We start from the raw sequence: 22,525 nt of genomic DNA, 5'->3' as shown, positions 1-22,525 counted from the left end.
GAATAATCGTTAAAAATTACCAATGCAGCAATGATATTTTTTTTCTGAATTGAAAACTTTTTCCGCCAATTCTTTCATCATTTTTCTGAAAAAAATATTTCTACAATTCTCACTATGCGACAAAACAAAACAACGCCTCCATGAAGAGGCGCTGCGTCTACAAGAACGATCAATAATTTTATCACTTCACCACCCTGAACACCGGGTACCGCATGTATCCCGGCTCATTCCACGGCGACTGGCGATATACGAAATTCAACTGCGCGGAACCACTCTTCGCAAAGGCCGTATCACTGGCGCGGCGCGCCTCCAGTCCCTCACGCACTTCGGGATGTGCGCGCAGGAATTCTCCCGCCGTGTCTTCGAAAACATAAGAAGAATATCCTTCTTTCTGCCCCAGTACCGCATCAAAGAAATTCCAGGCGAGGAAGGAATCCGCGCCCCCCGGTTCCAGCGTCTCCACCAAATACCGGTTGGCCGCCTGGTTCATGGGAATAAAATAATCCCCCTTCCGGAACGCGATCTTTTGCTTCGATACGCTCGTCTTCACCCCGTAATGCAGGTAATGCTTCTCATACGGCGTGGCTGAAGTTTTGAAATCCCGGATGGTATACGTCTCTACTTCGATTGTAGTATCCTTATCCAGCCGCCGCATCTGTACTTTGTTGCCCTGCAGCAACTCGATCACGGCCCACCAGCCCTGCGGAATGATATACGCCTCCGGCCGGTCGACGAAATTGCCCGGCTCGAAGTGATTGAAGATACGGATCTGCTTTTCGTAAGGCTTCGTCCGGTCGTAGTAAAGCCGCGGCAGCCCGGATACCTCGCTGGGCTTATAACCCGGCTCGAACCCTTTGAATGTGTACCATTGCGGCTTATTCGTATCGGGTTCCCAGCTCAGGGGGAACCGCTCCTGCGTTTTGACGGCCGCTTTGGTGGCCTCCCGCAGTTCCCGGATCCTGGTGCTGTTTTCTGAAGTGAACCGGATGAAGCACTCCATGAGGGCATACGTCGCTTCCACGCGCTGTTGGTAGGGTTTCAGCATGTGCGTCTCGGGGACGAAGCCGAAGGTGTGGAAAAGCGTTGTATACCCGCTGGAATACCGGGGGCCGTCGGCGAAGGCGGTCCACCCGCTGTCGGGCGTGGGGCCGAAGTGGTTGACGTAGGGGAGGAGGTCGTACCCTTTTTCCTGCATCATCTTGTACAGGGCCGGTTCGAAGGTTTCGTGGAGATAAGCGCCCATGGGGCCGCCAAGTTTGCCGTATTGGGTGGAGAGCAACGTCATGATGTGCTGGTAATCAGCGCCGTTGCTCACGTGGTTGTCTATGAATACATCGGGGTCGGTGAGGTGGTAGATCTGGTGGAAGGTGCGGGCATTGCGGGAGTCGGCTTTGATGAAGTCGCGGTTCAGGTCCAAGTTTTGGGCGTTGCCGCGGGAGCCGAAGGCGGCCGGGCCATTCTGGTCGACCCGGTAATATTCCGTGCGGTTGAGGGCGCCGCCGATGTTGTAAATGGGGATGATGGCGAGGGTGACGTTGGCCGGGAGCTTCTTTTTGCCGAGGCAGAGGTCGCGGACGAGCATCATGGTGGCGTCTATGCCATCGGGCTCGCCGGGGTGAATGCCGTTGTTGATGAGGATGATCCTGCGGTTTTTGCGGCGGAGGCTGGCATAATCGAAGTCGCGGTCGGGGGAGAGGGTGACGAGGTGGAGGGGGAACCCTGCGTCGGTGGCGCCGATTTCGCGGATACGGAGCTGCGGGAACTTGCGGGCGAGCATTTTCCAGTAGCTGATGCATTCGGCGTAGGTAACGGTTTCCCGTGCGGCGGTGCGTTCGTATTTCGTTGTAAGGTCCTGTGCCTCAGCGCTATAGGTTGTGGCCGACAAAAGGGCCGCCAGCGCGAGGGGGCGCCAGAAATGGTTTAGCAGATTGAGAATCAATGGTTAAGTGTTTGGTTGTTGAAAGGTGGTGTAAATATACAGCAATAGGGCTATCCGTCCTCTAGCCGTCTTGTAACCGTCCTGTAACCGTCCTGTTCCCTAGGGCTAACCGTCCTTACGCTTCCCTGTAACGGCCGCGCGATCCCGGGACAGGGAATTGACCGGAAACGAAAAAAGCCCTTCCCGTATTGCAGGGAAGAGCTGAAATAATATTGTAACGGCCTGATTATTAAGCGAGCGTGTTCACCTTGGAGGCGAGCTTGCTTTTCAGGTTTGCTGCTTTATTCTTGTGGATAACGTTACGTTTAGCCAGTTTGTCGATCATGGAGATCACTTCCGGAAGATTTTCGGAAGCAGCAGCTTTGTCGGTCAGTTTCTTCAGATCCCGTATGGCATTGCGGGTCGTTTTGCCGTAGTAACGGTTACGCTCATTACGCTTTCTGCTCTGACGTACGTCTTTTTTCGTTGCTTTATGGTTTGCCATTGTATAAATTTCAAGTTTCGGACGGCAAAGGTATGTTTTATCTTTGGATAAACAAAAATAAAACTCGGGATTTCCGGAATTAGCCCCGGTTCCCTCGTCCTTCGTCCTGCAAAGATGTTAAAAAAAAGTGAAATCCCATCCACGGTTTTCGCCCTGTAAATCCGGTAAAAAGCCCATAAAATCCCAAATCTTTAGCGATATTTGCAATCCCGTAACTCATTTTTATTGTTATAGGTTAAAGTAGAATTAAAGACCAAGCTTAAATTCGTTGTAAATGAAGGACTTTTCGTTTGTCACCAACTCGCACCCGGCGTACATAGAATCGCTGTACAATTCGTACCGCGAAGATCCGGCTTCGGTAGACCCGGAGTGGATCAAATTTTTTGAAGGATTCGACTTTGCAGTGAGCAACGCAAACGGGAAAGCAGGGGCCGCACCCGCCGGCACCACCGCACTGGGTGTTTCGAACGAACAGCTGACCAAGGAACTGGCCGTTTACCGCCTGATCCAGGCCTACCGCAAAAAAGGCCACCTCGTCGCCAAAACAAATCCCATCCGGGAAAGAAAAGACCGCCACGCCAACCTCGACCTCGCCCATTTCGGCCTTACCGACGCCGACCTGAAATCCGAGTTCCACGCCGGGCAGATCGTAGGCCTGGGCAAAGCCCCCCTCGAAAAGATCGTTCAGCATGTTAAAGAAATCTATGCCGGCAAAGTAGGCATCGAATTTACCTATATCAACGACCTGAAGAAAATCGAATGGCTCCAGCGTGAAATGGAGACCACCCTTCGCAAGCCCCTCGCGGCCGGCCAGAAGAAGCGCGTGCTTACGAAGCTGAACCAGGGCGTAATGTTCGAGCAGTTCCTGCACACCAAGTACATCGGCCAGAAACGCTTCTCCCTCGAAGGCGGCGAAACCACCATCCCCGCGCTCGACGCCATGATCAACACCGCCGCCGAATACGGCGTGAAGGAAGCCGTGATCGGCATGGCCCACCGCGGCCGCCTCAACGTGCTGGCCAACATCCTCGGCAAAACCTACGAACAGATATTCTCCGAATTCGAAGGCACCGCCGTCCCCGACACCACCATGGGATCGGGCGACGTGAAGTACCACCTCGGGTTCCGTGCCTCCATACAAACGCCGGCCGGCAAGGAAGTGAACGTGCAGCTCACGCCCAACCCCTCCCACCTCGAAGTGGTAGACCCCGTGGTAGTAGGCTTCGCCCGCTCCAAGGCCGATGTCATCTATAACAGCGACTACGACCAGATCCTCCCCATCCTCCTCCATGGCGACGCCGCCATCGCAGGGCAGGGCGTGGTATATGAAGTTGCGCAGATGAGCAAGCTCCGCGGGTATTACACCGGCGGCACCATGCACTTCGTCATCAACAACCAGATCGGCTTCACCACCGATTTCGAAGACGCCCGCTCTTCCGACTACTGCACCAGCGTGGCCTCCATCGTACAGGCTCCCGTGTTCCACGTGAACGGCGACGATGTGGAAGCCACCGTGAAAGTAGCCGAGATCGCCACCCGCTACCGCCAGGAATTCAATTCCGATATTTATATCGATATGGTGTGCTACCGCAAGCACGGGCATAACGAGGGAGACGATCCCAAGTTCACCCAGCCCAAGCTCTACGAAGCCATCGAGAAACATCCCAACCCGCGCGAGGTCTATTCCAAAGAACTCATCGCCAACGGCGACGTGGACGCGGCCATCGCGCAGGAAATGGAGAAAGCCTTCTGGAAAGATCTCCAGGAACGCCTCGACAATGTAAAACAGCACCCCCTGCCTTACAAGTACCAGCAACCGGAACTGAAATGGCAGGAACTGCGCAAATCCACCCCGGAAGATTTCATCAAATCCCCGGAAACCGCCATCACCAAAGCCGAACTGGAGAAGCTGTTCGCCGATATCATGGCGATCCCCGAAGGCTTCAAACAACTCCGCAAGATCGGTAAACTGCTGACCGACAAGCAGAAACTGTTCGCCGAACAGGGGCTGCTCGACTGGTCTTCGGGCGAGCTGCTGGCTTATGCGAGCATCCTCAGCGCCGGTAAGGACGTGCGCCTCAGCGGTCAGGACGTGAAGCGCGGTACTTTCTCCCACCGCCACGCCGTGCTCCGCAGCGAGGAAACCGACGAGGAGTACAGCCGCCTGAGCCGCATCGGCGACAACCAGGGCAAATTCCGCATTTATAATTCCCTGCTGAGCGAGTTCGCCGTGCTGGGTTTTGAATATGGCTATTCCATCGCCAACCCCGATTCCCTGACCATCTGGGAAGCGCAGTTCGGCGATTTCATGAACGGCGCGCAAACGCTGATCGACCAGTTCATCACTTCCGCCGAAACCAAATGGCAGAAGCAGAGCGGGCTGGTGATGTTGCTGCCGCACGGGTACGAAGGGCAGGGCCCCGAACACTCGAGCGCACGCCTGGAGCGCTTCCTGCAGCAATGTGCCGAATACAATATCTTCATCACCAACTGCACCACTTCGGCCAGCTTCTTCCATGCGCTGCGCCGCCAGCTGGCCTTGCCGTTCCGCAAACCGATGATCAACTTCTCACCGAAAGCCAACCTGCGCCACGTACGGAGCTACAGCCCCGTGGCGGACTTTACGCAGGGCGGTTTCAAGGAAGTAATGGACGATCCGTTCATTACCGAACCGGCAAAGGTGAAGAAGGTGCTGCTTTGCTCCGGCAAGATGTATTTCGACCTGAGCGAGAAGCAGATGAAGGAAGACCGTAAGGACGTGGCGATCGTACGCCTCGAACAGCTTTACCCGCTGCCCATCGCGCAGTTGGAAGGCATCCAGGCGAAGTACAAGGGCGCCACCTGGTTCTGGGTACAGGAAGAACCCCTGAACATGGGCGCCGCCGGGTTCCTGCAGATGAACCTCAAACAGTTCAACTACGGTGTCATCTCCCGCAACCCCAGCGCCGCCACGGCAACGGGTTACGGCAAGGTGCACGCACAGGAGCAGCAGGAAATCATCGAGACCGCATTTAATATTTAATCAGCAAGTAAAATAAAAAGGATGCCGTGCTAACCGGAATCCCCTTAATTTTACCCATACATTTTTAACGTTTCATTACGGGAGGGTTATACACATGATCATCGAAGTTAAAATACCTCAGGTAGGAGAATCAATCAGCGAAGTGACCATCGCAAAATGGCTGAAGAAGAACGGCGAATTTGTGAACCAGGACGATATCCTTTGTGAAATGGAGTCTGAGAAGGCCACACTGGAGCTCACCGCCGAAAAATCCGGCGTGTTGAAAATCGTAGCAGCAGAAGGAGAGACCGTTAAGATCGGCGACGTAGCCGCCACCATCGATACCGATGCCGCGGGCGACGCCGCTCCGCAACCTGCAGCCCCCGCCGCTGCCGCCGCTCCTGCCGCCGCCCCGGCGCCTGCTCCCGAAGCAGCACCGGCCGCACCCGCTTCCAACAAAGGCACGATTGATATCAAGGTTCCTACGGTTGGGGAATCTATCAGTGAAGTAACCCTCATCAAATGGCTGAAACAAACCGGCGATTACGTGGAAAGGGATGAAGTGCTCTGCGAGCTCGAGTCCGAAAAAGCCACCTTCGAGCTGAATGCTGAAGAAGCCGGGGTGCTCAAAACCGTTGCCAAAGAAGGCGATACGCTGAACATCGGCGACGTTGCCTGCCAGATCGATACCTCCGCTGCCCGTCCCGCCGGCAAAGCGCAGCCTGCCGCGCAGGCCGCCGCGCCCGCTCCCAAGGCAGCCCCCGCTGCGCAACAGGCGCCTGCAGCTTCCATCCCCTCGGATGTGAAAGCCAGTCCCGTTGCCGCCGCCGTGATCGCCGACAAGAAAGTGGACCCCGCCAGCATCAAAGGCTCCGGCGCCCATGGCAAGATTATGAAAGACGATGTGCTCGCCGCTCTCGAAAATCCCGGCGTGGCCCTCGGCAAGGAGCTGTTCACCCGCGCAGACCGCCGCGAGAAAATGAGCAACCTCCGCAAAACCGTTTCCCGCCGCCTGGTAGAAGCCAAGAACACCACGGCCATGCTCACCACTTTCAACGAAGTGGACATGACCAACATCATGGCTATCCGCGCCAAATACAAAGAAACCTTCAAGAACGCCCACGGCGTGAACCTCGGTTTCATGAGCTTCTTCACCAAAGCCGTTTGCTTCGCCCTGCAGGAGTTCCCTGCTGTTAACGCGTATATCGACGGAGAAGAAATCATTTACCACGACTACTGCGACATTTCCATCGCCGTATCCGCTCCCAAAGGGCTTGTGGTGCCGGTGATCCGCAACGCCGAAAGCCTCGGCATGGCAGATATCGAGAAGAAAGTAGTGGAGCTGGCTACCAAAGCCCGCGACAGCAAACTGACCATGGACGAGATGACCGGCGGTACCTTCACCATCACCAACGGCGGCGTATTCGGCTCCCTCATGAGCACGCCCATCATCAACATCCCGCAATCCGCCATCCTCGGCATGCACAAGATCCAGGACCGCCCCATGGCCGTGAACGGCCAGGTAGTGATCCGCCCCATGATGTACGTAGCCCTCAGCTACGACCACCGCATCATCGACGGCCGCGAATCCGTAAGCTTCCTCGTTCGTGTGAAAGACATGCTCGAAAACCCCGAACAACTCCTGTTCGGCAAGGATCCCGTGAAAGCGCTGCTGAAAGTATAATTTACCGTAATAGTATATCGCAAAAGGGGCGCCCGTGGTGGGTAGCCCCTTTTTTTATGCCCGCGCCGGAAAAACTTAAAAAAAACTTCACGTTAGGATCACCCGCTTTCACACTTCCCGTACCTGTATCATAACAGCGTGGTAAACCACGGAAAAGACGTGAGATCAACTATGTAGAAAATCTAGGGCGATTACCAGCACTCGTGCGCATAGCATCCAAAAGCCGATGAATGTAGTAAATCCGGATTATTTTTTACTTTGTACGACTGAGAATGACCGTACAAAACTACTTATGCATCAATCGAGATCAGGAAAGGCTGTGACTTTCGAGGAACAGTTCAGGGATTACTATGTTTTATTGTGCCGGGCAGCTTACTATATCGTACTGGACCAGGATGCCGCACGCGACATCGTGCAGGACTTCTTCCTCTACTGCTGGAACAAACGCCACGACATCCGGATTACCCGTGATTTTAAAAGCTATGCCCTGCGGGCCATTAAGAATGCTTCGCTGCGGTACCTGGAGAAATCCGGCAAAGTACAGCTGGAAGAAATCAAAGTGATCGAGGCCATGAGCGAATTTTTCCCGGAAGATGACGGAAGGGAAGACGATGCCCGGACTGCCGCACTGTGGGCTGCCGTATCGCGCATGCCGGAACAGCGCCGCAAAGTATTCCTGATGAGTAACCAGGAAGGGCTTAAATACAAGGATATCGCGGAAAGGCTCGGGATTTCCATCAATACCGTAAAAACGCAGATCAAGCTGGCTTTGCAGTTTTTACGGAAAGAATGCGGCTGGATGATGAAATTGTTAACCCCTGTAATCGGTTTGATCTATGTTGGATAATAACGACGATAAAAATATTGACTGGGATAAAGTGGCGTCCCGGCTGGATGGCGATAAGGCTGCCGGGGATTTTACCTCCGAAGAGCTCCGCCTCCTGGCTGCCGAGCGCGAAATGAAAGTGCGCCTGGCGCGGCCCGAATTCTCCGAGCAGGATGGCTGGCGGCAATTCAGCGCCGTTCGCGGTAAGCGCCGCATCGTGCGCATCGTAAGGCTGGCCGTGGCTGCCGTGGTACTACTGGCTGTCGCGACTGGCGTCTGGATGATGCAGCCGGTCCGCCGGGCCGCTCCGCAAAGCGAGCAACTGGCGGATGCAAAGCCCTCGGGCAAAGTACAGCTGAAAATGGGCGACGGGCGATCGGTGGAACTGGGAGAGGAGCAGCAGACCATTCAGCAGGGTTCCGGTGTGCAGATCACCGCAGGCAGCGCAACGCTGGCCTATTCGGGCAGTGCTGCGAAAGCGGCAGGCGTCAGGATGGATACGCTCGTCATCCCGAGGGGCCTGCAATTCAGCCTGCAGCTTTCCGACGGCACGCAGGTATGGATCAACTCGGCAACTACCCTCCGTTATCCCCCCGTATTCAACGGCGCCACGCGCGACGTGTATGTGGACGGCGAGGCTTATTTTGAAGTGAAAGCCAACGCGGCACAGCCTTTCATCGTGCATGCGGGCGAAGGCCAGCTGAAAGTGCTGGGAACTGCTTTCAACGTCAACACCTTCGGCGTTACCACCACCACCCTCACTTCCGGCCGCCTGCTGGTGGCAGCCGGCGGGCAGCAGCAGCAGCTCGACCCGGGAGAGCAAACGGTGTTCAGGAATGGGACGCTCGGCAAGCAAACGGTGGATACCCAGCCCTATACGGCCTGGAAGGACGGCGACCTGCTGTTCTACGATGTTTCGCTGGCGGAGATCACACGGTACCTCGCACGCAATTACGATTACGATTTTGAGTTTAACGATACATCACTGGAAAATCTCCGCTTTACGCTCGATATGCCCCGGCCCGCAAACCTGCAGGTTGCGCTGGACGTGATCGGCAAAGGACTGGATATCGGTTTCAGTGTGCAGGATAAGACCGTCCGGGTAAGCAAAGCCGGGCAGGGGAAACATTAGCATAACACAATCTTCATTCTTATATCATGAAACGTAAGGATTTTATCTTTCTCCGGAAAGACAGGGGTTTGTATGCCCTGTTGTTCAGCACGTTGCTGCTGGGCCTGCTGCTGGCCGCGGGGAACAGTTTCGGGCAACAGAAAGTCGGCCTCGACCAAAAAATCACCTACAAGGCGAATAAAACCGCGTTGAGTACGGTGTTGAAAGAAGTACGGAAGAAAACCAATGTGCGTTTTTCTTACAACAGCCAGCTGGTGGGCCGCCAGCCGGTGACGGTGGACGTGACGGCGGTGCCGCTGCGCGAATTCCTGCAGCAGGTGCTGGGCGGCTGCGGATTGCAGTTTATCGAGGAAATGGGTGTGGTGATTATTTACGAGAAGAAGGAAGAGCGCGCCACAGCCGCGGAGCCCCAGGCGCCGAGGCAGCTATCCGTTTTGCTGCGCGGGCAGGTGACCGACCCCAAAGGCACACCGCTCCCCGGCGTGAGCATCCGTGGGACGGCTTCACGGGAGATGACCACCACGAGCGACGACGGCATGTTCGTCCTCTTCGCCCACGATAAGGAAACCGTGAACTTCTCCCTCATGGGGATGAAGTCGTTTACCTATAAAGTAGCCAACGCCACCGACCGGTTCCTGACGTTTAAGATGGATACGGTCGTGCGCGAGATCCAGGAAGTGGTGATCACCGGGTATCAGAAAATCGATCCCAAACTGGCTACCGGATCGTATACCCGGCTCAAAGGGTCGGAAGTTTTGCAGCCGGGTGTGGCGAATGTAGGGCAGATGCTGCAGGGAAAGGTGCCGGGCCTGATGGTGATCAACAACTCCGGGTCCGTGAATGCGAAACCCAAGATGCGCATACGGGGAACGTCGACGCTGGTGGGCAATGCCTCGCCGCTGATCGTGGTAGACGGCATGGTGCGCCCCGACCCGGTGAACATCGAAGCTTCGGTGCTGAACAACCTGTTATCGGCGGAAGCCAATGCCAATTACGAATTGATGGGGAACGCGATTTCGGGGATCAACGTTTTCGATATCGAAAGCCTCACCTTCCTGCGCGATGCCGCCGCCACGGCGATTTATGGCACCCGCGCGGCAAACGGCGTGATCGTGATCACGACCAAACGGGGAAAGGTGGGCCCCATGCAGGTTAATTTCAATACGATTTTTTCCTTCCAGGCCAGGCCTTCCTACAAGAACATGCTGATGATGAACTCGAAGGAAAGGGTGGAGCTGTCGCGGCAGCTGGAGGCGGATGGCACCGTGTTCGCACCGGCGTATACCGGCTTCCGCGAAACGTATTCGTACGAGGGGCTGCGGTATGCATTGTTTAACAGGAGCATCTCGCAGGCGGAGTATGACCGGAGAGTGGCGGATCTGGAAACGAACAATACCGACTGGTTTGACGTGTTGTACCGCAACGCGATTGGGACCCAGAACAGCCTCAGTTTCAGTGGCGGGGCGGGGAGAACCACTTACTACGCGTCTGTCAATTATAACCGCAACAACGGCGCTGCGAAATTAGACGGCAATACCAGCTATGGCGCCCAGATGACGATTCATACCGAACTGGGCAAGCGCCTGGCGCTGGACCTGTCCCTGAACAGCAATGTCTCCAATGCAACAGGGTACTACGGCGCCAATACCAATCCGCAGACGTACGCCCTGCAAACAAGCCGTTCGTTGCGGCCGGATTTGTTTTACCCCATGAGTTCCTATAACAATGAAGCGAAGGCGGACCCGAACTTCCTTAGCAACAGGGGGCAACCGCTGTACTTCAATATGCTCAACGAGCTGGAGCATACGGTAAACAATACCAGCACCCGCGCTACCAACCTGAACCTGACGGTAGATTACGCCCTCGGCAAACGTTGGAAATTCCTGCACATGTCCAGTGTCAGTATCGCGGAAGCCAGCGGGTTTTCGGCGTTCGACGAGCAATCTTATACGGCTGCGAAGCTCCGGTCCTGGAATTATGGTGAAACGCCACCCAAAACACTTTTCGATAGTTCTCCCTTACCTGCGGGCGGGATCGCCAACGTCAACCAGCAGCGCAGTTCGGCATGGGGCATGCGCAACAGCCTGGATTATTCTACACCTTTATTCGATGGACGCGACCAGCTCAACTTCACGGTCGGCAGCGAATTGAACAGCGAGAAGTCGGACGGGCACAGCGTCAGGGAGCCCGGCTATTTTCCCGATCGCGGCAAAACCTTTTTTGCAGGGGAAGCTACCCGCAGGGCCTATGCCCGGTTCTCTCTTTCCGACGGATTGAAGAACACCATTTCGGGATACGGTACTCTTACCTACAGCCTGATGAACAAATATATCCTTCGCGGCGATATCCGCACTGACGGATCCAACCGGTTCGGGCAATACTCCAACGCCAAATTCTTGCCTAACTACAGCGTGTCGGGCCGTTGGAACACGTACGCGGAGGAGTGGTTCCCTGCGGGGAATCTGCTGTCGAGCTTCAGCATGACGGCCTCCTACGGCACCCAGGGCAACGTGGTGAGCGCGGTGGGGCCCAACCTGGTAGCTTATTACGAAACAGGGAATGGTTACAACCCGGCGACCATGGTGCCGTACATGCGGATCAAATCCCTGCCGTATCCCGATCTGCGCTGGGAAAAAACCAGGCAGCTGAACATCGGCGTGGAAATGGCGTTGTGGAACAACCGCCTGCGCGGAGGATTCAATTATTACTACAAGCATTCGGTGGATGTGATCGACAAGGTGGATATCGATTATGAATATGGTATGGAATATATGTACCGGAATGGCAGCGAGTTGTTCAATAAGGGTATGGAACTGGCGCTGAGCGTGGATCTTATCCGGAAGCAGGATACCCGGCTCACCGTGTCCATGAACACTTCCCGGAACTTCAACCGCAAAGACCGGGGCAATGCGCGCACCGATATCAATTCCTTCCTCAACGGCACCGGCCATTTGCCCGACAAGCCCATCAGCGGATTCTATTCTTATATCTTCGATGGCCTGAACCCGGTGAACGGCATTCCTATGTTTAAAAATCTCACCATTGCGGAACCTGCGGTAAAGTACTCGGAACCGGGGCAGTTCCTGGTGTATTCCGGCCAGATGGAACCGACGCTGACTTTGTCTGTTAGTCCGACGTTGCAGTATAAATCACTCAGCATCAGCACGCAGTTGTATGCCGCGATGGGCAATACCCGGCGGCTCAACCCTCCTTTCGGCCGCAACTTCGGCCAGAACGGCGTACCTGGTTCCTTTATCAATGTGCCCCGCGAATACATGGACCGCTGGCGGAACCCGGGCGACGAAGCGCATACGAACGTACCCTCGCTGATCGATAACAGGGTCGGGAATTATTACTACGTTCCATACAAAGGCCAGCAAACCGCCGGCTTGGGTTACACCGCTTACAAAATCCAGCCACTCGATGCCTATGAGCTTTCCAACCTCCTGACGGGCAACGGCAACTTCCTCCGCTGCAAAACCATTTCGGCGGGATATCGCATACCGCCGATGGCGGTGCGGAAGTTAGGTGTGAAGAACCTGGCGCTCAGCTTTACCGTGAACAACGTGTTCGTTATCGCCAGCCGGGAAATGAAAGGGCAGGACCCCGAGACGGAAGGCGCCGGCACCACCGCGCTGCCGTTAACACGACAATATGTATTCGGCCTGAACGCAGGATTTTAAAATATTAATGCAATCATTCTGTATGAAGAAGTTGGTTTTGATTATACTGGGCGCTTGCTGCATGGCATCCTGCAAAAAGTTCCTCAGCGAATATTCCCAATCCGATGTGATTCCTGAAACAACGGAGCATTTCGGAGAGATATTATTTATGGATGCCTATCCGGACAATGAGGAACCCATGCATAACTTCACCGTTTTCCTGGACGACGATGTGGAATGTTATTACGGCCCCACGCTGGGCAATACCGGGTTGTCGCGCTATGCGGCCCCGATCTTTCAATGGCAGGCGGATTTTTCCGAAAAGGTTTTGCAGCAGGATAACTCCTTTTATTTCAATGCCTGGTTCCTGTATTACAAACACATCCTCGGCGCCAACGTAGTGCTCCAGTTTATTGATGACGCCGTTGGCCCGCAGAAGGACAAAGACCGGATCAAAGGCGAAGCTTTTGCGCTCAGGGCCTATTACCACTTCATGCTGGTAAACCTGTATGCCGCGCCCTACAATGATTCCACTACTACGCCCGACAAGTCTCCCGGCGTTCCGCTCCGCATGACTTCCGACCTTTCGGATCAGCACATGGAACGGAAGTCGGTGAAGGAAGTGTATGTGCAGATCGAAAACGACCTGGACAGCGCCATTACGCTGCTGGAAAGGGACCAGACCATCCGCAGGGCAACCCGGCTCAATTACCTGGCCGCCCACCTGCTGGCCAGCAGGGTGTGCCTGTACCAGGAGAAATGGGACGAAGCGATCGCCCATGCGGATGTGGTGCTCGCAAAACACTCCCGGCTGATGAACCTCAACACATGGGGCGGCATGCCGGTGCCGGAAACAAAGCCCATGGCGGGCCTCAATAACGTGGAAACCATTTTCTGCTACGGCACGGCCCATGAAAAACTGCCGATTTCCTACGGTGTCGCTTATGATCTTTCCCACGACCTGGTGAATACTTTTGAACCGGCGGATCAGCGGGCGTTGGTCGGCTTTTATTACAATCCTCCGGAAACGAGGCCTTACTTTGCCACCGATTATTCACAGATGAAAGTGCAAAGCAATACCCTGGCGGGAACTGGCGACAGCTATGTCAACTTCAATTCCTGGAGAAGCGCGGAAGCTTACCTGAACCGTGCCGAGGCGCTGATCCAGTTGTATAAAACCAAAGGGGACGGTGGCGCCGCTGCGAAAGCGCTCCAGGACCTCAATACCCTGCGTGCTGCACGCCTGGACCCGGCCGGCTTCTCCAACTGGACCCTCCAGCCCGCTGAAGTACTGCTCCGCATGTGCCGCGAGGAACGCCGCCGGGAGCTGTACCTGGAAGAAATGCACCGCTGGTTCGATCTCCGCAGGTACGGGATGCCGGCCATCTACCACAAATACCGGCCCGATGCCCTTACCACCGAAACCTACAAACTGGAAAAGCGGGACAAACAATACATCCTGCCCATCCCCAGAGATGTGCTGAACCGCAACCCGGCACTGCATCAAAACCCGCAAATAACCGGCGACCGCCTGCCGCAATAAACCTGCTAATGTTAAAAAGAGATGTTATGAGATGTTACATACTGATCCTGGCAGCCATGGTGATGGTGGCCTGCCGGAAAGAAGCGAAACTCACACCCTCCGAACCGGAGGCGGTGAAGCTGCTCCCCCAGGGGAACCATAGCTACGACGACAGCATCATGGCCGCCTACAACAAGTATTCGACCTTCATCCTGTACCGGTTTACCCAGCACGATTACAACTACAACCAGATCGACAAGAAGATCGACAGCGCCTTCAACGCCAATCCCGCATACATCGGCCCCGCATTGCGGTTCGTATACGATAACCTGTTCAACGCCTTGCCGGAGCGCCTTCTGCAAAAAACGATGCCTTACAGGATCCTCCTGGCATCCTATATCGGCGGGAAGCATACCCGGAGTGCCGTCAACTTCAGCGCAACTTACGCCGCGCTGACCATCGGCTGGGCAGACAGTACTTTGCTGCAACAAAGCACGCCCGCCCAAATGAACGTGCTGCGTAAGAATTTAATCCGTTTTTACATGGAAAGGGCCTTCCGGGCAGGGGCCATCAGTACTCCGGCCGACTTTGCCGCGCTGGCGCCCGCTGACTACTCCAACATTCAAACGCCGGCATTGAAAAATCAGTACGGCATTATTGAGCCCACCGGCGCCTACCTGACATTGGGGACCGATTTCCTGGGATATGTAGAAGCCATTTGCACCCGTTCCATGGCGGATATGGAAAGCACGTATTTCAGTCCGGGCGTGGACGTGAAAGGGAATTACAGGTTGAAGTACAATGCCGTGATCAACTATTTCCAGTCCGAATTCGGCATTAATCTCCAGGAGGTCGGAAATGCGTTCTGATAACCGCCGGTCAAAATTATTCGCGCCGGGATCACCCTTTTTACCCAAACCGGTGCCTTCACAGTGATAGGACCTTTTATCACGGCTTAAAATATTGATACATGATAGTGTTTAAAAGAGGCGTGTGCCTTTTAATGACCGCGTATGCCCTGGCCGCAACGGTGGCTGCAACGGCCCAGAGCCCGGAAGACCCGAAAGCCGTGCCGGCATACCGCAAGGCAGCCATGCATTCCATGCTCGACCGCATCCAGAAAAAGCATTACCAGCCCAAAGCCATAAACGATTCATTTTCCGTCGCTGTTTTCGACCGCTACCTGCATACGCTGGATCCCAACGGATATATCTTCCTGAAAGAAGATGTAAAACTGCTGGAAAAATACCGCCTGCAGGTGGATGAGCAGCTGCAAGCCTCGGATCCCGCGTTCTTCGAAGCCGCCTATGCCATTTATCGCCGCCGTACCGCGGAGGCGGAGGCAGATTACCGGCAGCTGATGGCAGGCCCTTTCCGGTTCGATAAAAAAGAACAGGTAAAGCATATCCGCAAGAATGATCCCTTCCCTGCCAGCGCCAAAGACCGGAAGGAACTCTGGCGGAAGCTGCTGAAATACTATGTGATCCGCAATTATATGGAGCTCGCCGTGGCGGCAGACAGCAATGCGGTGAACAAGCCCATCGATCCCGCCATCCTCGCGAAGGCGGAAGCCAAAGTGAAAAAGTACTACGACGACTTCTTCGCACTTTCCGCAAAGCAAAAGTCGGGGGAAGAGAAGTTTGAAGCTTACCTGAACGTGGTGGCCATGGTCTTCGACGCGCATACCATGTACACCGGGCCTAAAGACCGCACCTTCACCGAAATGCTCAACAAGCGCTTCTTCGGCCTGGGCATTGAACTGGAGAACCGGGACGGGGAATATTACGTGAAGCGCCTCATGCAAGGGGGCACCGCGTATTCCAGCGGGCTGGTCAAAGAAAACGACCGCATCGTAACGATCGCGGATGCGAAGGGCGAGCTGCTCAACATCAGCGGCATGTCCAACACCGACGTGGTAAGCATGATCCGCGGGGAGAAGGGCACTTCCGTGAAGATGCAGTTGCAGCAGGCCGGCGAGCAAGCCAGGACGGTGATCGTGAAACGGGATGAAGTGATCGATACGGAGAACAAAGCCAAGAGCGCGGTGATCGACCGGAACGGGAAACGCTACGGCTATATCCGCTTCACCGATTTTTATATGGATGCCGGCGGCGACAAGCAGAAAGGCGTTGCGGGAGATGTGGGCCGCGAGCTGGCAAGATTGAAAGATGAAGAGGTGGAAGGGCTGATCGTGGACCTGCGCAGCAACGGCGGGGGATCGCTGGATGAAGTGGTGCGAATGTGCAACTACTTCCTGCCGAAGGGCGCGATCTCTTACCTGAGAGGCAAGGAAACGGTGAACCAATACGCCAGCAATACGGAAACGCCCTTCTATACCGGTCCGTTAACCGTACTGGTAGATGAATCGAGCGCATCGGCATCGGAGATATTCGCCGCGGCGATCCAGGACTATGGAAGAGGGCTGGTCGTGGGGACAAAGACCACTTTTGGAAAGGGCACGGCGCAGCAGAACCTCAACATCGGTAAAATGGGCGATGCCGCCAAAGGCACTAAAACCGAGCGCTATGGCAGCCTGCGCGTAACGATGGAGAAATTCTACCGGGCCAACGGCACCTCCACGCAGTTGAAAGGCGTGAGCTCGGATATCGTGCTCCAAAGCAGGATGAGCCTGCAATCCATCATGGAAACCGACTACCCGAGCATCCTTCCCTGCGATACGATCAACCTGCCGCCGCTGCAACGCGTTGCGCCCAACACCGACTATGCTGCGGTGATCGGAAAAGCCAATGCCCGCATCGCCGCAAACCCTGTGTTTAGCGGTGTGGAAGCAGCTACCCGCACGATGAAGGCCAGCCTGGAACAACCGGCTGACCTTGACCTGGCTGGCTTCCGGAAACATTACCAGCAATGGTACGGCGGCGTCAAGCAAATCCAGGCGCTGCGGAAACTGCCGGAAGACAAGCGGCTGGAAGTGGCGCTCACCACAGACCGCAACATCAATCCCGCCCTCCGGAACGATGCAGACCGCATCCGGATCAACAAGCACTGGATCGAAAGTATTGCCGGCGACGTATACATCGCGGAAACTATTTCCATCCTGGAAGACATGCTGGCGAACCCTGCGAAAGGCACGGCGGCAGAACAATAGACAACCATCCCCGCGCGGGTATTATACATCTGTAGAAAAAGCAATTCACTATGAAGAAAGTATTGACAGGCATGCTTTGCGTGAGCAGCATCGCCGCCACGGCCCAGGAGAAAGGCGCCCGCTTCAACAATACGGTGCAGGAACCCATGGCCGTTATTTCCGTGAAGCTGGACCAGGCGCCCAACGATAGCCTGGTGAACCTGTACGAGCCCTATTCCGGCGATACCGCCACCGCATACGTGAAGAATCACCAGTTTGAACTGCGTATGCCCATGAAGAAAGGCGGCAGCGTTTACATCCTGCAGATCGGTTCCAACCCCACGGAGCAAAACGGCATGGGCACGATCCTTTACCTGGAAGACGGGAAGATGCAGATCACCGGTAAAGGCGCGGGCTTCAACGATGCGAAATTTTCCGGTAACCCCTGGGTGAAAGAGTGGCAGGAAGTGATGGCGATTACCGATCCCTACAGCGGGGAAGGCCTCCGCTTCGCGCAGCTGGAAAAACAATACCACGAAGCCGTTTCCATCGGGGATGAAGACGCCATGAACGTGGCCGCCACAGAAGCCACGGCGGTGGAAAAAAGCATGCAGTCCAAGCTGAAGTCCTGGGTTGCCAAACACCCCAACTCCGGCGTGTGCGGGTATATTCTGACCGTTTACTTCACGAAAGAACCGAAGTATGTCGACTCCGTATACGAAACCCTGGGCGACCACGCCAAAGCTTCGCGCATCCTGCAACGCTACAAGAACCCGGGCAAAGTGGATGAGGCCCCGCTGAAAATGAGTATGGGCGAAGGCGCGCCGGCGCCCGATATGGGAAGAGTAAAAATCGGCACCGCCGCCCCGGATTTCACCATCCCCGACCTGGCCGGCAAAAAAATCTCCCTCTCCGCATTCAAAGGCAAATACGTATTCCTCGATTTCTGGGCCAGCTGGTGCAGCCCCTGCATCGCGCAGATCCCGCATCTCCAGGAAATCAACAACGAATTCAAGGACAAGAACTTCCTGCTGATGGCGATTTCGCTGGATTCCAAACAGGAAGGCTGGGAAAAAGCCGTGCAGAAACATGGCCTTACCTGGCTGAACGTTTCCAACCTCAAAGGCTGGGGCGAACCGGTAGCCGGTCTTTATGGCGTACGCTACCTGCCCTCGAACGTACTGATCGATCCCGCCGGCAACGTAGTGGCGTATGATCTGTATGGGGAAGCATTGAAAGCGAAACTGAACGAACTCATCAAATAATCTATCCCTCCCTAAAAAGGCAATGGCGCGCATGCGCTGTTGCCTTTTTTATAAACACTGTCGTATGAAAAACTGCTTGCAACTGCTATTTCTCCTGCTCCCGCTGTGCAGCCTGGGCATGGAGGGGTTTGTCATCAAGGGAAAAGTAACAGGTGTCAAAAACGGCACGGTCGCCATTATCGACTATCAGCTGGCGCCTGGTGAACAGCTGGAACTCGCGGACCCGGTGCGTATCGTCAACGGCGAATTCACCTACTTCGGGAAGCTGGACCGCCCGCGGTTGCTGAAACTGAAGATCAGTACCCGCACTGTCAACGTATTCCTGGAGAATGCTTACTACGAACTCCACTGCAGCCTCGACTCCCTGCACGGGTCCAAACTATCGGGAGGGACGCTGAACACGCAATACTGGGATTTTATCAAAGCGCCGCATGCCGACATGCTGGCGGATCTCAAAGCGGTGATCAAAACCGGCATCGGTCCGTTCCTGGCCAATATGTATACCCGCGACCGGAAAGACGTCGAGGAATTGTACCCCCTTTTAACCGAAGCGGGAAAGAATTCCTACGAAGGCAAAGAATATAAAAAGAAGTATGACGGATTTATCAACAGCGCGGCCGGCAAGCCTTTCCCGAAACTGAAAATGACCCTTCCCAACGGCAAGCCCTTCACCGAAAAAGATATGGCCGGCAAAGTGGTGGTGTTCGATTTCTGGGCTTCCTGGTGCGCCCCCTGCATTGCCTATATTCCCCAGATGCGCGAGCATTACCGGCATTTCAAGGGACTGGATGTGCTGATCGTCAGCATTTCGGTGGACGACACGGATGCGGCCTGGCGCAAAGCCATGAAAGCACACCCGATGGAATGGGCGCAGGTACTGACGGAAGGCGGGTTCTACCGCGGCGAAGCCAGGCGCGAACTGAGCATTCCTTCCATCCCGTATGTGATTGTGGTGGATAAGCAGGGAAAGATCGCGGCTACCCTGGATTTTGATCAGAAAAAAGACCTGGAGCAGGTAGTGCTGAAGGCATTGCTGCAATAATCGTTTACCGTAATTGTATACCGGGAAAGGGGCGGCCGTACTGGCGGCCCCTTTCGTTTTTTAAGGTTTCTCCCGCAGGAACAGCGCTTGCCGCTGCCCGTTGAACATCTTCAGCGTGTCGCCTGCGAATGTCCACATGGCAGGTTGTTCCGTAATCACAAATTTATCGGCTTGCGTGAAGTGCATATTGTAGGGTTGACCGTTTTGCACGACGGCCGTGAGCCCTTTGCCGGAAGGCCGGATCGCTATCGTGGTTTTCGGGCTCTGGCGCACGTAGGTGCCGGTATAGCGGCGGATGAGGCTGTCGGGGATTGAGGACAGGAGCGGGAATTTCTCTACGGACTGGAAATCTTTCCATCCATATACGGTTGAGATGGCGCGCACGATCTCGTCTATGATGAGATGATTGCTCACGTTTGTCATTACCACAAACCCGTTGCCGCCTTCCATACTACCGGAATACGTACACGCGAAGCCCCAGTTTCCGCCGTTATGGCTGAACCAGCGGCCATCTGCATTGATGAACACGCCCAGTGCCGAGCTTTTGTCGAGGTAAGGCGTGAGCCGTTTCCGGGTCATCTCGGGTGACAATACTTTCGCCGATTTCCCTTCTTTAGACAGCTGGGTTTCGATAATGTATTTGGCGAGGTCGGTGGGGTTGGTCCACAGTCCGGCCGCGCCTTGTTCGGGGTAGACGTGGTAGCTGCCTTTTACGCGGGAGCCGTCGTTTTCATAAGCGGTGGCAAGCAATGCGGCTTTGCCGGCGGGAGGGGGCTGGTTGTAGAAGCTCTGCGTCATGCCCATGGGGTTCAGCACTTCCCGCTGGAGGTATTGTTCATAGGGCTCGCCGGTGATGGTGGTGAGGATGAGCTGGGAAACAGTGGTGCCGCCGCCCGAATATTGCATCTTTTCTCCGGGTGCGGCAAAAGGTTTCACTTCTTTCGTGTTTGCTGGCTTTTGGCCCATCAGGATTTGTTCCGTGGTGGGGAGCATGTCGGTGGTCTCGTAACCCGGGAACCCATGGATGGTGAGCCCGGCCGTGTGGCTGAGGAGGTGGGCGATTGTGATTTTACCGGAATCCGCGGAGGGGTGCCAGGTTTTGAGGTAGGTATTGATGTCTTCGTCGAGCCGGAGCTTGCCGTCCTGCACCAGTCTGAGGATCGCCACGCCATTGAGCGATTTGCTGATGGAAGCGGCCTGGAAGAGGGTTTCGGTGGTGACGGGGCGCTTTTCTTCTTTATCGGCCCATCCGTATCCTTTGGCCCATTCTATTTTATAATCCCGGATCACGGCTACCGTAACGCCCGGTATCTCCAGGGATTTGAGCCGTTCTTCGATGGTGAAGCGCATGGGGGGCTGGTTTTTAAATTGCACCCAGGGAAGCAATCCGTTCTCCACGCGGCGCTGGTTTTCTTCCGCTGACTGGGCAAACGCGCCCAGGGGAAGTAGGAGGCATAACAGGGTTTTGAGGTAATGCATTGGCGGGGGATTTTATATTAAAAATACGGTTTTCGCTACACGCATAGCCGCGGTGTGACGAACAAGATAAGCGGGGATTTGAAAATCCGCTTTCGCGGGATAGATTATCTTTGCGGCCATGACGCGATGGGAAAATTACCTCCGGTCGGCCGCGGCCGTGCTGGAAGAATACGACGGCAGCGTGCCGCTGCACCATTTTCTGAAGCAATTCTTCAAATCCAGGCCCCAGATGGGCAGCCGCGACCGTAAAACGGTGCAGCAGCTCGTATACCGTTATTTCCGCCTGGGCCGCTGGCAGGCGGATATGCCGGTAGAAGACCGCCTCCTGCTGGCTACGTTCCTTTGCGAAACCGCGCCGGACGCCATGCTGGAAGCGCTCCGCCCGGAATTCTCCCGCCACATGGCCGCTTCCGCCGGCGAAAAGCTGGCTGTAGCGGGACTTTCCTGGGACCCCGCCGCCGTGTTCCCCGGAATCGATCATCTTTCCCCATCCATTCAAAAAGAAGAGTTTACCCGCTCCTTCCTGCAGCAGCCGCGGCTGTTCATCCGTGCCCGTCCGGGCCGTAAAACCGCCCTGCTCAAACAGCTGGAAAAGGCGGGTGTTACCTACGCCACCGCCGGGGCGGACGCTATCGCCCTCCCCAACGGCACCAAAACAGAAGCCATCCTGCCGGAAAAGAGCTGGTACGAGATCCAGGACCTCTCGTCGCAGGAAACGGGGCTGCGGTTCCACCCCCGTAAAAAGGAGTACTGGTGGGACTGCTGCGCTGCCAGCGGGGGCAAATCCATCCTGCTGCACGACCGCCAGCCCGATATCCGGCTGCTGGTGACCGACGTGCGGTCGTCTATCCTCGAAAATTTACGCAAACGCTTCGCCGAAGCCGGCGTGCGGGAATACGATTCCCGGGTGGTGGACCTCACCGCCCCGAATCCCGGCACGCAGCTGCCGCATACTTCCTTCAACGGCATCATCCTCGATGCGCCCTGTACCGGCTCGGGCACCTGGGGCCGCACGCCGGAAAACCTCTATTATTTCAATCCCGCGAAAATCGCGGAGTATGCCGCCCTGCAGAAGAAGATCGCCGGGAACGTTTCGAAGCTGCTGGCGCCCGGGGGCACGCTGATTTACATTACCTGCTCGGTGTTCCGGGAGGAGAATGAAGACGCGGCGGCTTTCCTGGAAAAGGATTGCGGGCTGCGGATCGAAGAAAGTACGGTGGTGGAAGGGTACCGGCGGTTTGCGGATTCGATGTTCGTGACTGTGGCTAGAAGAGATTAAAATAAAGCAGAAGGCCCCTCCGCGCGGAGGGGCCTTCTGCTTTATAGCGGGATGCGTTTATCTGCGGATGATGCCGCCGCCCAGCACATCGTCTCCTTCATAGAAAACGGCGCTCTGCCCGG

The 22,525-nt window shown here is 55.5% G+C and carries 15 protein-coding genes; 11 read left to right on the top strand and 4 right to left on the bottom strand.

Annotated elements, in window-relative coordinates; translation table 11 throughout:
* Positions 1 to 181 precede the first annotated feature (181 nt).
* Positions 182 to 1,939 carry a M14 family metallopeptidase gene (locus Q0510_RS09950; protein WP_298710593.1) on the bottom strand — a complete coding sequence of 586 codons (1,758 nt, stop codon included), beginning with the start codon at positions 1,937 to 1,939 and terminating at the stop codon, positions 182 to 184.
* 229 nt (positions 1,940 to 2,168) lie between these two features.
* Positions 2,169 to 2,423 (bottom strand): 30S ribosomal protein S20, encoded by a 255-nt coding sequence (gene rpsT / locus Q0510_RS09945; RefSeq protein ID WP_298710591.1) that lies wholly within the window; start codon positions 2,421 to 2,423, stop codon positions 2,169 to 2,171.
* 274 nt (positions 2,424 to 2,697) lie between these two features.
* On the opposite strand from rpsT, the gene Q0510_RS09940 reads away from it, so the two are divergent.
* The 10 genes from Q0510_RS09940 to Q0510_RS09895 all read left to right on the top strand — a co-directional run bounded on the left by Q0510_RS09940 (position 2,698) and on the right by Q0510_RS09895 (position 19,645).
* Positions 2,698 to 5,445: a 2-oxoglutarate dehydrogenase E1 component gene (locus Q0510_RS09940; protein WP_298710588.1), complete on the top strand. Its 2,748-nt coding sequence runs from the start codon at positions 2,698 to 2,700 to the stop codon at positions 5,443 to 5,445.
* 94 nt (positions 5,446 to 5,539) lie between these two features.
* Positions 5,540 to 7,108, top strand: coding sequence for a 2-oxoglutarate dehydrogenase complex dihydrolipoyllysine-residue succinyltransferase (odhB, locus tag Q0510_RS09935; RefSeq protein ID WP_298710585.1), 1,569 nt, complete (start codon positions 5,540 to 5,542; stop codon positions 7,106 to 7,108).
* A 292-nt stretch (positions 7,109 to 7,400) separates the two neighbouring features.
* The gene (locus Q0510_RS09930) at positions 7,401 to 7,955 is read left to right on the top strand and encodes an RNA polymerase sigma-70 factor (RefSeq protein ID WP_298710582.1); all 555 of its coding nucleotides are present in this window, start codon (positions 7,401 to 7,403) and stop codon (positions 7,953 to 7,955) included.
* The gene (locus tag Q0510_RS09925; RefSeq protein WP_298710580.1) at positions 7,945 to 9,066 is read left to right on the top strand and encodes a FecR family protein; all 1,122 of its coding nucleotides are present in this window, start codon (positions 7,945 to 7,947) and stop codon (positions 9,064 to 9,066) included. Before Q0510_RS09930 ends, Q0510_RS09925 begins: the two co-directional genes overlap by 11 nt.
* 26 nt (positions 9,067 to 9,092) lie before the next feature.
* Complete coding sequence (locus tag Q0510_RS09920; protein ID WP_298710577.1) at positions 9,093 to 12,749, top strand: SusC/RagA family TonB-linked outer membrane protein; 3,657 nt, start codon at positions 9,093 to 9,095, stop codon at positions 12,747 to 12,749.
* A gap of 61 nt (positions 12,750 to 12,810) precedes the next feature.
* Positions 12,811 to 14,271: a RagB/SusD family nutrient uptake outer membrane protein gene (locus tag Q0510_RS09915; protein WP_298710574.1), complete on the top strand. Its 1,461-nt coding sequence runs from the start codon at positions 12,811 to 12,813 to the stop codon at positions 14,269 to 14,271.
* Positions 14,272 to 14,297: 26 nt separating this feature from the next.
* Positions 14,298 to 15,119 (top strand): hypothetical protein, encoded by an 822-nt coding sequence (locus tag Q0510_RS09910; protein WP_298710571.1) that lies wholly within the window; start codon positions 14,298 to 14,300, stop codon positions 15,117 to 15,119.
* A gap of 101 nt (positions 15,120 to 15,220) precedes the next feature.
* The gene (locus Q0510_RS09905; protein WP_298710568.1) at positions 15,221 to 17,359 is read left to right on the top strand and encodes a carboxy terminal-processing peptidase; all 2,139 of its coding nucleotides are present in this window, start codon (positions 15,221 to 15,223) and stop codon (positions 17,357 to 17,359) included.
* 50 nt (positions 17,360 to 17,409) lie between these two features.
* The gene (locus Q0510_RS09900) at positions 17,410 to 18,603 is read left to right on the top strand and encodes a TlpA disulfide reductase family protein (protein ID WP_298710565.1); all 1,194 of its coding nucleotides are present in this window, start codon (positions 17,410 to 17,412) and stop codon (positions 18,601 to 18,603) included.
* Positions 18,604 to 18,667: 64 nt separating this feature from the next.
* Complete coding sequence (locus tag Q0510_RS09895) at positions 18,668 to 19,645, top strand: TlpA disulfide reductase family protein (protein ID WP_298710562.1); 978 nt, start codon at positions 18,668 to 18,670, stop codon at positions 19,643 to 19,645.
* A 60-nt stretch (positions 19,646 to 19,705) separates the two neighbouring features.
* Here Q0510_RS09895 and Q0510_RS09890 read toward each other — a convergent pair whose 3' ends face one another.
* A complete protein-coding gene (locus tag Q0510_RS09890) occupies positions 19,706 to 21,124 on the bottom strand; it encodes a serine hydrolase (protein WP_298710560.1) in 1,419 nt (472 codons plus the stop codon).
* A 118-nt stretch (positions 21,125 to 21,242) separates the two neighbouring features.
* On the opposite strand from Q0510_RS09890, the gene Q0510_RS09885 reads away from it, so the two are divergent.
* Positions 21,243 to 22,403 carry an Fmu (Sun) domain-containing protein gene (locus Q0510_RS09885; RefSeq protein ID WP_298710558.1) on the top strand — a complete coding sequence of 387 codons (1,161 nt, stop codon included), beginning with the start codon at positions 21,243 to 21,245 and terminating at the stop codon, positions 22,401 to 22,403.
* A gap of 57 nt (positions 22,404 to 22,460) precedes the next feature.
* Here Q0510_RS09885 and Q0510_RS24865 read toward each other — a convergent pair.
* The coding region (locus Q0510_RS24865) for an aminomethyltransferase beta-barrel domain-containing protein (protein ID WP_333862093.1) at positions 22,461 to 22,525 on the bottom strand (65 nt) is incomplete at its 5' end.

The sequence above is a fragment of the uncultured Chitinophaga sp. genome (genome assembly GCF_937874145.1).
GTDB lineage: Bacteria > Bacteroidota > Bacteroidia > Chitinophagales > Chitinophagaceae > Chitinophaga.
The sequence above is the reverse complement of the archived record's forward strand: the minus strand, read 5'-3'. Positions and strand labels throughout refer to the sequence as shown.